A 12,447-nucleotide genomic window follows, 5' to 3' on the forward strand; every position below is an offset into this window, starting at 1 on the left:
GAGGAGAAGGAAACAGGAAGGAAAGAAGAAGGAGGAAGGGATGCACGCACCCCTCCTCCGATACGGACGCTTACTGGTAGCGGACCGTGAAGTTCGCGACGCCGTCGGCGGTACCCGGCGTCACGCCGGCTGCCGTCGCTTCGTACATCGCTGCGAAGCGTGCGATGTTCGTGCCGTTTTGCAGCACGGTCGGAGCCTTCTGCTCGGCGCCGTTGTCGAGGTATTCACCCGACGCGGCCTGCAGGCGGATGCCGATGTTGGTTGCCGAACCGATCGTGGCGAGCAGCTTCGGCTGGCCAGCGCTCGACGTGCCCGTGAACGTGAAGTACGCGTTCTGCGCGATGCTCGTGTCGCAGTCGGTCAGCTTGATGTCGAAATTGGTCGGCGTGGACTTGTCGCCAGCCTGCTTGAACACGTTGGTCGGCACCTTGCCGAGGTTCACGGTCTGGTTGACCGAGCCCGAATCGATGCCGCACGCGCCCGCGACGATCTCGCCCGTGAAGTTGATCGTGCCGGTGCCCGCTGCGAAGGCCGAGGTCGACAGGGCCGCGAGTGCGACAGCGGTCAGGAGGGATTTTTTCATGACGTTTTCCGTGAGAATTGCAAAGGGAATGGACGACGTGGCGGATACAAAAGGCAGCGTGTGGTGGCTCCCGTCCGTCACGAGGCGGCATTATCGAGATAGTCGTGAAAGTTTTTTGTAAATCATTGTTAAATATCCCTGACAATGTTCCATTTGCATCTTACAAATCACATTCATTCTCGACAATTTTTAATCTCACCGATTTCACCTGAAGTTCTCTTTTGCTCCACGGAACCGATTGAAGATTAACGATATTTTTCTCCTGCATTCCTCATAATCGTCCTCACCCATACTGGTATTGGTTCATATCGGCCCCGATCCGAAAAAGACAAAACGTTGTCCAATGCCGCCATCGTTGTCGGACGGCAACATCAATATCAAATCATTTTCAACTGACAGGAAATTAACCCCGGCTTTCAGCAACTTCGATTTATTGCGCAAACGATTGCGAAATGAATGCGAAACGAATGCAAACGTTTTACCGCGACACTTTGCCGCCGGCATTAATTCCAATACATGAATTAATTCGACCGTCAATTACCGATCGAGAATCAGATATTTGCGCGGCCGTCGGCACGCGATGCGCGTGTCTGAATGGACGAGATGAAAAAGGAAGATGCGCGGCACATGTTTGCGCCGGGAGGCGACACGATCGATCGCCGGATGCGGGCCGTTCCGGAAGATGCCCTTCCGCGCTGCCGCGGTATGAAAACGGTCTGGACGACTTGCCCGACAGCGGAAGCTAACGCCGATAGCGATCGGCGATGCAGCGGGCAACGATGTCGATCGAAACGGGAAACGGCGGCCGCACGTCGAATCGTGCGGCCGCCGTCTCGTTGCCCGGCGCGCTGCGGCGTCAGGCGACGCGCATCATGCGGAAGCCGCGACCTCCGCCGACGCCGATGCCGGCGCCCAGCCGCCGCCAAGCGCGCGATACAGCGCGATCGCGTTCGCGAGCCTGAGCTGCTTGAGCCGGATCAGCTCCTGCCCCGACTCGTACGTGCTGCGCTGCGCGTCGAGCAGTTCGAGATACGTCGCGACGCCGCCCGCATAACGGCGCTCCGCGAGCTTCAGCCGCGCACCGTCCGCCGTGTAGACGTCCTGCTGCGCGGCAAGCTGGCGATCGATCCAGTCGCGCGCGGCGAACGCGTCGGCCACTTCGCGGAACGCGGTCTGCACGGTCTTCTCGTATTCGGCGACCGCGATGTGCTTGCGCGCGTTCGCGACGTCGAGGTTCGCGCGATTGCGTCCGCCCGCGAAGATCGGCAGCGTGATGCGCGGCGCGAACGTCCACACGCTCGTGCCGGCCGCGAACAGGCTCGAGAACGCGTCGCTGACCGAGCCGTAGTCGGTCGTCAGCGCGATGCGCGGGAAGAACGCCGCGCGTGCGGCGCCGATCTGCGCGTTCGCGGCCTTGAGCCGCGCCTCGGCCTGCCGGATGTCCGGCCGCCGTTCGAGCAGCGCGCTCGGTGCGCCGGGCGCCACGGGCGCGATCGACAACGTGTCGAGCGCGGTCGCGTCGCCGGGCACGTTGCGCGCGAAATCGCCCGCGAGCAATTGCAGCGCCCGCACGGCCTGCGCATGCTCGCGCTGCAGCGCGGCCTGCGACGCACGCGCGGACGCCACCAGCATCTCGGCCGAGCGCAGCTCGATCGCGTCGCTCGTGCCGGCCGCGTAGCGGCGCTGCGTGAGCGCGGCCATGTGCACGCGCGCGTCGAGCGTGCGCTGCGCCAGCGCGAGCTGCTCGTACAGCGAGCGCTCCGATACATACGCCCCCGCCACTTCGGCGATCACGCCGATGCGGACCGTGCGCTGCGCGTCCGCCGTCGCGAAATATTCGGCGAGCGCCGCGTCGGACAGGCTGCGCACGCGGCCGAACAGGTCGAGTTCGTACGCGCTGACGCCGACGCCCGCGCGATACAGCCCGCTGATCGCGCTTTCGCGCACGACCGGGTCGTACTGGCGCGTGCGTTCATAGCCGAGATTCGCATCGACCGACGGCATCAGGTCCGCGCGCTGCACGCCGTACAGCGCACGCGCCTCCTCGAGCCGGCCGGCTGCGATCCGCAGGTCGCGGTTGTTCGCGAGCGCCGCGTCGATCCACGCCTGCAGCGCCGGATCGGTGAAATACGCATGCCAGTCGTCGAGCAGCGCGGCGTCGGCAGGTGTCGCATCAGGCGCCGCAGCCGGCTCCCGGCTTCCGTCTGCCGGCGCATAGGTAGCCGGCACCGGCGCCGCCGGCCGCTCGTAGCGCGGCGCGAGCGAGCAGCCGGCCAGCGCGAGCGCGGCGGCCAGCGCGAGCGGCGCCCGCAGCGCAGCGCGTGCATTCAGCGCAAACATCATTGCGATCCCTCCATCGTCGCCGGCTGCGTGCCGCCGCGCCGGCGCGGGCCGACGTCGAACAGGCGGCCGACGATCACGAAAAACAGCGGCACGAGGAACACCGCGAGCACGGTCGCCGTGATCACGCCGCCGAGCACACCGGTGCCGATCGCCATCTGCGCGCCGGATGCCGCGCCCGACGCGAACGCGAGCGGCAGCACGCCGACGCCGAACGCGAGCGACGTCATCACGATCGGTCGCAGCCGCAGCCGCGCGGCCTCGAGCGCGGCGTCGACGAGCGACATGCGCTGCGCGACCAGATCCTTCGCGACTTCGACGATCAGGATCGCGTTCTTCGCGGACAGCCCGATCGTCGCGATCAGCCCCACCTTGAAATAAATGTCGTTCGGCATCATCCGCAGCGTGACGCCGAGCACCGCGCCGATCACGCCGAGCGGGACGACCAGCATCACCGCGAACGGGATCGACCAGCTCTCGTAGAGCGCCGCGAGCGCGAGGAACACGACCAGCACCGACAGCGCGAACAGCATCGGCGCCTGCGCGCCCGACAGCCGCTCCTCGAACGACTGCCCCGACCACGCGTAGCCGATGCCGGCCGGCAGCTTCGCGGCGATCCGCTCGATCGCGGTCATCGCCTCGCCGCTGCTGTGGCCTGCCGCGGCCGAGCCGTTGATCGTGAACGACGGATAGCCGTTGTAGCGCGTGAGCTGCGGCGGCCCCATCGTCCAGTGCAGCGTCGTGAACGCCGCGAGCGGCACCATCTCGCCGCGCGCGTTGCGCACGCGCAGCTTCTTCACGTCGTCCGGATCGAGCCGGTGCAGCCCGTCGGCCTGCACGACCACGCGCCGCACCTGCGTGCCGTGCATGAAGTCGCCGATATAGTCCGAGCCGAACATCACCGCGAGCGTCGTGTTGATCTCGTCCATCGACACGCCGAGCGCCGACGCCTTCGCGCGATCGATGTCGAGCTTCAGTTGCGGCGCGTCCTGCGTGCCCGCGAACATCAGGTCGGTGAGCGCGCGGTCCTTGCCGCCCGCCGCGAGCAGCTGCTCGCGCGCGGCGCTGAACGTCGCGGAGTCGAGCCCGCCGCGGTTCTGCAGCCGGAAGTCGAAGCCGCTCGACGAGCCGAGATCGGGCAGCGCCGGCGAATTCATCGCGAACACCGTCGTGTTCGGCGTGCCCGCGAAGCGCTCGTTGATGCGCGCGACGATCGCCTGCACATGATCGCGCGCGGCCTTGCGCTCCTTCCAGTTCTTCAGCGTGACGAAGATCATCCCGCCGTTCGGCCCTTCGCCGTACAGGTTGAAACCGCCGAGCGCGAACGTATACGCGGCCGGCTCGTCGGTGCGGATATACGACTCGACCTCGCGCACGCTCTGCATCGTTTCCGCGAGCGGCGTGCCCTGCGGCCGGATCACCATCACCATGAAGTTGCCCTGGTCCTCGTCGGGCAGGAACGCGGTCGGCAGCTGCGTGAGCATCAGCGCCGCGGCCGCGGTCAGTGCGCCGTACACGACGAGCCAGCGCAACGGCTTCTTCAGCATCGCGCCGACACGTGTCGCATAGCGCTGCGTCGCACGCGCGACGAAGCGGTTGAACCAGCCGAAGAAACCGCGCTTCTCGTGATGGTCGCCGGACACCGGCTTGAGCAGCGTCGCGCACAGCGCGGGCGTCAGCGACAGCGCGAGGAATGCCGAGAAACCGATCGACACCGCGAGCGACAGCGCGAACTGCCGGTAGATGTTGCCCACCGCGCCGCCGAAGAACGCCATCGGCACGAACACCGACGTCAGCACCACGGTGATCCCGACAATCGCGCCGCTGATCTGCTTCATCGCCTTGACGGTCGCGTCGTACGGGCCGAGCCCTTCCTCGACCATCAGCCGCTCGACGTTCTCGACCACCACGATCGCATCGTCGACGAGGATGCCGATCGCGAGCACCATCCCGAACATCGTCAGCACGTTGATCGAGAAGCCGGCCGCATACATCACGCCGAACGTGCCCGCGAGCGCGACCGGCACGACGAGCGTCGGGATCAGCGTCGCGCGCAGGTTCTGCATGAACAGGAACATCACGAGGAACACCAGCACGCCGGCCTCGATCAGCGTCGTGACGACCTTGTTCATCGACACGCGCACGAACGACGACGTCTCGTACGGAATCTGGTACTTCACGCCCGGCGGGAAAAACGCGGACAGCTCGTCCATCGTCGCGCGCACGCGCTTCTCGGTCGACACCGCATTCGAGCCCGGCGCGAGCTTGATGCCCATCCCGGTCGCGACCTTGCCGTTCACGTAGGACGGATAGTTGTAGTCGTTGCCGCCGAACTCGACGCGTGCGACGTCGCGCAGGGTCAGCGCGGAGCCGTCGGCCTGCGTGCGCAGCGCGATCGCGCCGAAATCGGCCGGCGTCTTCAGCGGCGCGTCGGCGAACACGGTCGCCGCGATCGGCGCGCTGGCCGGCACCGCGCTGCGGCCGATGTCGCCGATCGTCACGCGCGCGTTGTGCGCGCGCACCGCCGACGCGATGTCCGACGCGGTGAGGCCGTGCCCGGCCATCTTCACCGGGTCGGGCCAGATCCGCATCGCATATTCGGCGCCCCAGAACTGCACCTTGCCGACGCCGTCGACGCGGCGCAGCGCCTGCACGACGTTCGCCGACGCATATTCGCCGAGCTGCACGTCGGTCATCCGGCCGTCGTCGGAAGTGAGCGACACGACGAGCTGGATGTTGTCGGCGGCCTTCTCGACCTGGATGCCGTCGCGGCGCACGGGCTCGGGCAGGCGCGCCTCGACCGTCTTCAGCCGGTTCTGCACTTCGACGGCCGCGAGATCGGCATTCACGCCCTGCTTGAACGTCAGGTACAGCGACGCCATCCCGGCGCTGCTCGTCGCGGACGTATACATCAGCCCCGGCGCGCCGTTCATTTCGCGCTCGATCAGCGCGGTCACCGATTCCTCGACGACCTGCGCCGACGCACCCGGGTAGGTCGCATAGATGCTGACGACGGGCGGCGCGATGTCCGGGTATTGCGCAACGGGCAGCGCGCGGATCGCGAACATGCCGCCCAGCATGATGAAGATTGCGATCACCCACGCGAAGACGGGGCGATCGATGAAGAAACGTGCCATGGTGGTTTGAACCGGTCAGGTTTGACGGGCGGCCGCGTGCGAAGCGGCCGCTGCCGGCGCCGCCTTCGACGGCGGCACCTTCTCGACGGGCTTGACGGCCGTCTCGGGCGCGAACTGCGCGGCGTTGTCGACGATCACGCGTTCACCGCCCGTCAGGCCGCGCGTGATGCGCCAGTCATGGCCGCTCATCTGGTCGGCCGCGACCTCGACGTCCTTGACCTTGCCGTTCGCGCCGACGACGCGCACCGACGTGCGATCGGTCGTGCGCAGCAGCGCGTCGCGCGGCACGAGGATCGCCCGCTGGTCGACCGCCGTGTCGAGCGCGATCCGCACATACGCGCCCGGCAGCAGCTCGCGCTCCGGATTCGGGAACAGCGCGCGCATCGCGACGGTGTCGGTGGTCGGATCAACCGCGAGATCGCTGAACAGCAGCTTGCCCTTCAGCGGATACGCGGTGCCGTCGGCGCGCAACAGCGTCACCTCGATGTCGTGCTGCGCAATGCCGGTCGCGCGGCCGCTCTTCACCGCGCGGCGCAGCGCGTCGACGTCGGCGGCCGGCTGCGAGAAGTTCACGTAGATCGGATCGAGCTGCTCGACGGTCGTGAGCGGCGTCGCCTGGTCCTGGCCGACGAGCGCGCCTTCGGTCACGAGCGCGCGCCGTGCACGGCCCGCGATCGGCGCGGTGACGGTCGCATAGTCGAGCTGCAACTGCGCACGCGCGAGCTCGGCCTTCGCGGATACAACCCCGGCTTTCGCCTGCGTGTCGTCGGCAACGGCCTCGGTATGGTCGCGCTCGCTGACCGCGCGGTCGCGCACCAGGTCGTCGTAACGGCGGCGCTTGTCGCTCGCCGCGAGCGCGGCGGCCTGCGCCTTCGCGAGCGCACCCTGCGCGGCGTCGCGCGCGGCCTTCAGCGGCGCGGGATCGATGCGGAACAGCACCGCGCCCTGCTTCACTTCCTGGCCTTCCTCGTAGGTTCGCGCGGTGACGATGCCCGCGACCCGCGCGCGTACTTCCGCCTGCCGGTACGCGTCGAGCCGGCCCGGCAATTCGACGGTCATCGGCACGGCCGTCGGGCGCACCGTGACGACGGTCGCCTGCTTCGCGGTCTCTTTCTCCGCGTCCTGCTCGCCCTTGCCGCATCCGGCCACGACGAGCGCGGCCGCCAGCGTGAACGGCGCCAGCCGGCGGCAGCGCGACAGGAAGCAATTGTTGTTATTCATGGTGACCTCGGATCGTTCGCCGCCGATAAAATGCGGCGGCTCAGGGTGGTCGATTATAATCAGTCACGACTGATTAAATAAACGCTGTTTCAACCTGACCGCCACACTGTCTCAATAAAACGACAGCGAATTGTAAGGAAACTCACGACATGGCCCGCAAGACCCGGGAAGAATCGCTCGCCATCAAGCACCGGATCCTCGACGCCGCCGAGCTCGTGCTGCTCGAGAAAGGCGTCGCGCAAACCGCGATGGCGGACCTCGCCGAGGCCGCCGGGATGTCGCGGGGCGCCGTCTACGGCCACTACCGCAACAAGATGGAAGTGTGTCTCGCGATGTGCGACCGCGCGTTCGCGCGCACGTCGGAAGGTTTCGACGCGGGCGACGGCCTGCCGCCGCTCGCCACGCTGCGGCGTGCCGCGTCCCACTATCTGCAGGAATGCGGCGAGCCGGGCCCGATGCAGCGCGTGCTCGTGATCCTCTATACGAAGTGCGAGCAGAGCGAGGAAAACGGCGCGCTGCAGCGGCGCCGCATGCTGCTCGAGCTGCAGATGCTGCGAATCACGAAGGCGCTGCTGCGCCGCGCGATCGCGGCCGGCGAACTCGCCGCCAATCTCGACGTGCACCTGGCCGCCGTCTATCTCGTGTCGCTGCTCGAAGGCGTGTTCGCGTCGATGATCTGGACCAACCGGCTGCGCGGCAATCTGTGGAACGACGCCGAAGCGATGCTCGACGCCGGCTTCGACGCCGTCCGCACGTCCGCCGCGTTGCGCGGCCGCGCGCAAAAATTGCCGGACTGACGAAAATTATCGTAACAAATTCTGATTTAACCCGATTTACCGCACTGCGAAACGAATGAGCTGACCCCCTTTAAAATTTTTAACGTTTCGCGGAACATCGGTAGACTGACGCTGTCATCATTCTTTAGCGTCTTCGTGATAACCGGGTTCGACCCGGTAAACACGCCGCCGTTCGAAGCGGGCCCGCCCCGCGCGTTGGGTCGAACGGAAACGACACAGGCCCCTGGCGGGGCCTGTTTTGTTGCACGCCCGCCGCCCGCCCCGTCGCCATTCGACGGTTGAGCCGCCGGCGGCCCCTGCCCACACCCCTTTGAACCGCTTTCCTGGATGTGGACACCTTGGTCAAGCCTGCCGCAACTCCTGATGCTTTCGCGCCCGGCCGCGCGCAGCGCGTCGTGCGCGCGCTCGTGCCGGCCGCCGTGCTCGGCGCCCTCGCCGCCCTCGGCCTTGCCGCCGCGCTGCCGGCCGTGTCGCAACTGCCGGGCGCCGTCGACTCGGGCACGGCCGTGCTGCCGCAGCGCGTGCTGTCCGACACGCCGTTTCCCACCGCGCAGCATTTCGTGACGAGCGAGCTCGCCCGCACGCTCGGCGAGCGCAACGAACACGGCGAACGCAACGACCGCAGCCTGCAGCCTGGCCTGTTCGCGCCGCTCAGCGCACACCGCAACGACATGCTCGGCTATGCGAGCCTGTTCCAGCTTGCGCCGCCCGAAAACCAGCACGGGATGCGCGCGGGCGACATCGAGCTCACGCTGTCCGATACGCTGAACCGGCTCGACGTGCCGCCCGAGGTGCGCATCCAGCTCGGCGATCTCGTCACCGGCAAGGTCGCGATGCGCGCGAGTGCGCAGCGCGGCGACTATTACCGCGTCGCGTTCGACACGACCGACGGCACGCCGCGCCTCACCGCGCTCGAACTGCGCGTCGCCGGCCGCACGTTCGGCGCGATCTGGTTCCGCGCGCCGGGTGCCGAGCACGGCGCGTACTACACGCTCGACGGTTCGCCGCTCGAAGCCGCCGCGTTCACGATGCCGGTCAAGTGGACGCGCATCAGCTCGTTCTTCGGCGAGCGCGTCCATCCGCTGTCGCAGGCGATGGCGTTCCACACGGGCGTCGATCTCGCCGCACCGAGCGGCACGCCCGTCGACGCGGCGGCCGACGGCGTCGTGTCGTTCGTCGGCACCGATCCGGGCGGCTACGGCCGCTACGTGATCGTCGATCACGCGGACGGCTACTCGACCTACTACGCGCACCTGTCCGCGTTCGCGCACGGGCTCAAGACCGGCGAAACCGTGAAGCAGGGCCAGCGGCTCGGCTCGGTCGGGATGACGGGCGCCGCAACGGGCCCGCACCTGCATTTCGAAGTGCGCGTCGCGAACGATCCGGTCGACCCGCTCGTCACGCTCGCCAGCGCGCAGACGGCGCTGTCCGACATGCAGCTCACCGCGTTCCGCCAGGAAGCCGCGCAATGGCGCTTCCGCCTCGCGTCGATCAATACGGCGCCGTTCGCGTTCGCGCAGAACGACGGGCCGCTGTGGGGCGATTTCGCAACCGACAAATCGACGCTGCGCGCGGTCTTCAACACGCACTACTCGGCGTCGTGACGCACGTGCCGCCCGCCGTCGCTCCGGAAGCGGCGGCGCAGGCGGCCGGCCATCCACCGTTGCTGTCCGTACCGCACGCCGGGCACGACCTGCCCGGTGTGCCGTCAACTGCGGATATTCACCAGCGCGTCCTCACCGGCCGTTCGCCACGGCCGTGGCACACCGTCACCGCGCGGGCTCCGTGCGCTCGGCCGTCGCTTGCTCGACGTGTTGCGCACGCGTGCCGCGCGACAACAGCCAGCGCGCCGCGCCGTCGAGCGACGTGCACAGCACCAGATAGATCGCCGCGACGAACAGGAAGATCGGCGCCGGATACACCATCAGCCGGTTGTTCACCTGCGTCGCGACGAACGACAGTTCCGGCACGCCGACGATATACGCGAGCGACGTGTCCTTCACGAGCGCGACCCACTGGTTGACGAACGACGGCGTCATGATCCGGATCGCCTGCGGCAGCAGCACGTGGCGCACCGTCTGCCAGCGCGTGAGCCCGAGCGACAGCCCGGCCTGCCATTGGCCATCGCCCGCGGCGACGATGCCCGCATGCACCGCATGCGCGAGATACGCGCCGCCGACGAGCGCGAGCGCGCACACGACCGTCGCGAGCCCCGGCACATCCATGTGCAGCAGCACGGGCATCAGGAAGTACGTCCAGAAGATCAGCATCAGCACGGGAATCGCGCGGAAGAACCCGATGAACGTGAGCAGCAGCACGCGTACGGGGCCGCGCGCGAGCGCCATCGCGACGCCGAGCGCGATGCCGAGCACGGCCGAGGCAGCGGCCGACGCGATCGCAAGCACCAGCGACAGCGCGGCGCCGCCGAGCGGACCTTCCGGGAACGCGCCGACGAGCAGGTACGGCAGGTTGGAGAGCAGCAGCGAAAAATCCATCGTCAACGCCCCGCGCCAAGCCGGTCGCGCCATTGCGTGGCCGCATACGCACCGGCCTCGATCGCGGCCACCGCCGCGACGTACAGCAAGGTCGCGACGCCGAACGCGGCGAAGGTCTTGAACGTTTCCGTTTCGACCTGCCGCGACGCATACGATAGCTCGGCCACGCCGATCGCCATCGCGAGCGACGAGTTCTTCACGAGATTCATGTATTGGCCGAACAGCGGCGGCAGCACGATGCGCACGGCCTGCGGCAATACCACGTAGCGCAGCGACTGCATCGGCGTGAGGCCGAGCGCCGCCGCCGCGTCATGCTGCGCGCGGCGCACGCCGCGCAGGCCGGCTTCGCATTCCTCGGCGACGAATGCGGCCGTATACGCGCTCAGCCCGACCCAGCCCGCGACGAATTCGAACGACGGCCATGCGAGCGTGAGCGGGCCCGCGCTCACTTGATGACGCGCGTTCAGCCACGCGATCCACGTGTCGGGCAGCAACGACGCGACGCCGAAATACCAGAACAGCAACTGCACGAGCAGCGGCGTGTTGCGGAACGCGACAATATATGCGGCGGCCGCCGTGCGCAGCGCCGTGCCGCGCGCATGCCGCATGACCGCGAGCAGCAGCCCGCCGGCGGTCGCGGCGACGGCCGACGCGGCCGCGAGGCCGAGTGTCAGCAGGAAACCCTGCCAGAGCCAGGACAGATATTTGGGAGCCAACCCGAGCATGCTGAGGGACGTGCGCGAAGCACGCGATCGGAACAAATCGGAAAGCGCCGCGCTGCCGACGTTCCGGCAAATCGCGGCGCGCGTGCGGCGTGGCTCAGGTCTTGTCGCCGATGCGGAAGATGCGCGTGAGCGGCGTCTTCGTCGTCGGCCCGAACCATGCATCGTAGATCTGCACGGCGCGGCCGTTCGCCTCGAGCCCCTTCAGCGTGTCGTTGACGAAGCCGAGCAGGCGCGTCTCGCCCTTCGGCACGCCGACGCCCATGTAGTCGTTCGAGATCGTGAACGCGGGAATCTCGTAGTTCTGCTTGTCGGGCACGTTCGCGAGCAGGCCGATCAGTTTCGGGCCGTCCTGCGTGATCGCCTGCACGTTGCCGGCGCGCAGCGCGGCGAACGCGAACGGCGTGTCGTCGTACGCGACGATCGTCGCCTTCGGGAATTTCTCGCGCAGCGTGATCTCGTTCGTCGTGCCCTTGTCCGCGCCGACGCGCAGGCCGTTCAACTGGTCGGCCGATTTCAGCACGCCCTTCTTCGCGAGAAACTGCTGGCCCGACGAGAAATACGGAATGCTGAAGTCGACCTGCTTCGCGCGCTCGTCGGTGATCGTGAAGTTCGCGAGCACGAGATCGACCTTGCCGGATGTCAGGAACGGAATGCGGTTCGCGGGGTTGGTCGGCTGAAGCTGCAGCTTCACGCCGAGCTTGTCGGCAAGCGCCTTCGCATAGTCGACGTCGAGACCGACGATGTGGTTGTTCTTTGCATCGACATAACCGAACGGCGGGTTGCTGTCGAACGTCGCAACGCGCAGCACGCCGGCCTTCTTGATGTCGTCGAGACGGTCCGCATGCGCGACCGTACCTGCGGTGACGAGCGCAGCCCCGACGAGCCACGTAGCGAGAGTGTGGATTTTCACGAGCACGACCTGATTTGTTATGAAGGCCGCCGCGGATCGCGCGGCGGCCGGTTCGAGGAACATCGCGACGGAGCGTGTGGTCGCGAAGCCGCTAACGTATCAGCGCGTGCGGCGAATCCGAACCAACAAATGGTGCTTTGCTCAGCGGGTTTCGTGATGAGGCAAGCGAGCCGTGCGGCGGCACGCCGCGCACAAAAAAAGACGCCCGCTGCGGACAGCGGGCGCGAATCCCAGTCAAG

Annotated in this window: 10 protein-coding genes; 2 read left to right on the forward strand and 8 right to left on the reverse strand. The window is 67.3% G+C overall.

Annotated elements, in window-relative coordinates; translation table 11 throughout:
* Window positions 1-70 precede the first annotated feature (70 nt).
* From KVT39_RS16850 to KVT39_RS16870, 5 genes are all read right to left on the reverse strand, one after another.
* Window positions 71-583 carry a fimbrial protein gene (locus tag KVT39_RS16850; protein WP_217589692.1) on the reverse strand — a complete coding sequence of 171 codons (513 nt, stop codon included), beginning with the start codon at window positions 581-583 and terminating at the stop codon, window positions 71-73.
* 303 nt (window positions 584-886) lie between these two features.
* Complete coding sequence (locus KVT39_RS16855; protein WP_217589694.1) at window positions 887-1,120, reverse strand: hypothetical protein; 234 nt, start codon at window positions 1,118-1,120, stop codon at window positions 887-889.
* Window positions 1,121-1,453: 333 nt separating this feature from the next.
* Window positions 1,454-2,923 carry an efflux transporter outer membrane subunit gene (locus KVT39_RS16860; RefSeq protein ID WP_217589849.1) on the reverse strand — a complete coding sequence of 490 codons (1,470 nt, stop codon included), beginning with the start codon at window positions 2,921-2,923 and terminating at the stop codon, window positions 1,454-1,456.
* Window positions 2,923-6,060 carry a multidrug efflux RND transporter permease subunit gene (locus KVT39_RS16865; RefSeq protein ID WP_217589696.1) on the reverse strand — a complete coding sequence of 1,046 codons (3,138 nt, stop codon included), beginning with the start codon at window positions 6,058-6,060 and terminating at the stop codon, window positions 2,923-2,925. The genes KVT39_RS16860 and KVT39_RS16865 overlap by 1 nt, the downstream gene beginning before the upstream one ends.
* Window positions 6,061-6,075: 15 nt before the next feature.
* Complete coding sequence (locus KVT39_RS16870; protein WP_175749371.1) at window positions 6,076-7,281, reverse strand: MexX/AxyX family multidrug efflux RND transporter periplasmic adaptor subunit; 1,206 nt, start codon at window positions 7,279-7,281, stop codon at window positions 6,076-6,078.
* Between the two features lie 149 nt (window positions 7,282-7,430).
* On the opposite strand from KVT39_RS16870, the gene KVT39_RS16875 reads away from it, so the two are divergent.
* Both KVT39_RS16875 and KVT39_RS16880 read left to right on the forward strand, forming a co-directional pair.
* Entirely contained in the window at window positions 7,431-8,078 is a 648-nt protein-coding gene (locus KVT39_RS16875; RefSeq protein WP_217589698.1) for a TetR family transcriptional regulator, read from the forward strand.
* A gap of 338 nt (window positions 8,079-8,416) precedes the next feature.
* Complete coding sequence (locus KVT39_RS16880; protein WP_034184128.1) at window positions 8,417-9,682, forward strand: M23 family metallopeptidase; 1,266 nt, start codon at window positions 8,417-8,419, stop codon at window positions 9,680-9,682.
* 165 nt (window positions 9,683-9,847) lie between these two features.
* Here the strand turns inward: KVT39_RS16880 and KVT39_RS16885 are convergent, their stop codons facing one another.
* The 3 genes from KVT39_RS16885 to KVT39_RS16895 form a co-directional block, all read right to left on the reverse strand.
* Complete coding sequence (locus tag KVT39_RS16885) at window positions 9,848-10,573, reverse strand: amino acid ABC transporter permease (protein WP_217589700.1); 726 nt, start codon at window positions 10,571-10,573, stop codon at window positions 9,848-9,850.
* A 2-nt stretch (window positions 10,574-10,575) separates the two neighbouring features.
* A complete protein-coding gene (locus KVT39_RS16890; RefSeq protein ID WP_217589702.1) occupies window positions 10,576-11,298 on the reverse strand; it encodes an amino acid ABC transporter permease in 723 nt (240 codons plus the stop codon).
* Between the two features lie 94 nt (window positions 11,299-11,392).
* Complete coding sequence (locus tag KVT39_RS16895) at window positions 11,393-12,208, reverse strand: ABC transporter substrate-binding protein (RefSeq protein WP_041489925.1); 816 nt, start codon at window positions 12,206-12,208, stop codon at window positions 11,393-11,395.
* Window positions 12,209-12,447: the final 239 nt, after the last annotated feature.

Origin of the sequence: Burkholderia sp. GbtcB21 (assembly GCF_019091065.1) — a bacterium.
GTDB lineage: Bacteria > Pseudomonadota > Gammaproteobacteria > Burkholderiales > Burkholderiaceae > Burkholderia > Burkholderia pyrrocinia_C.

Coding starts and splice junctions, on each gene's coding strand:
- KVT39_RS16850 (WP_217589692.1), bottom strand. CDS start 583: ATGAAAAAATCCCTCCTGACCGCTGTCGCACTCGCGGCCCTGTCGACC.
- KVT39_RS16890 (WP_217589702.1), bottom strand. CDS start 11,298: ATGCTCGGGTTGGCTCCCAAATATCTGTCCTGGCTCTGGCAGGGTTTC.
- KVT39_RS16885 (WP_217589700.1), bottom strand. CDS start 10,573: ATGGATTTTTCGCTGCTGCTCTCCAACCTGCCGTACCTGCTCGTCGGC.
- KVT39_RS16865 (WP_217589696.1), bottom strand. CDS start 6,060: ATGGCACGTTTCTTCATCGATCGCCCCGTCTTCGCGTGGGTGATCGCA.
- KVT39_RS16870 (WP_175749371.1), bottom strand. CDS start 7,281: ATGAATAACAACAATTGCTTCCTGTCGCGCTGCCGCCGGCTGGCGCCG.
- KVT39_RS16860 (WP_217589849.1), bottom strand. CDS start 2,923: ATGTTTGCGCTGAATGCACGCGCTGCGCTGCGGGCGCCGCTCGCGCTG.
- KVT39_RS16875 (WP_217589698.1), top strand. CDS start 7,431: ATGGCCCGCAAGACCCGGGAAGAATCGCTCGCCATCAAGCACCGGATC.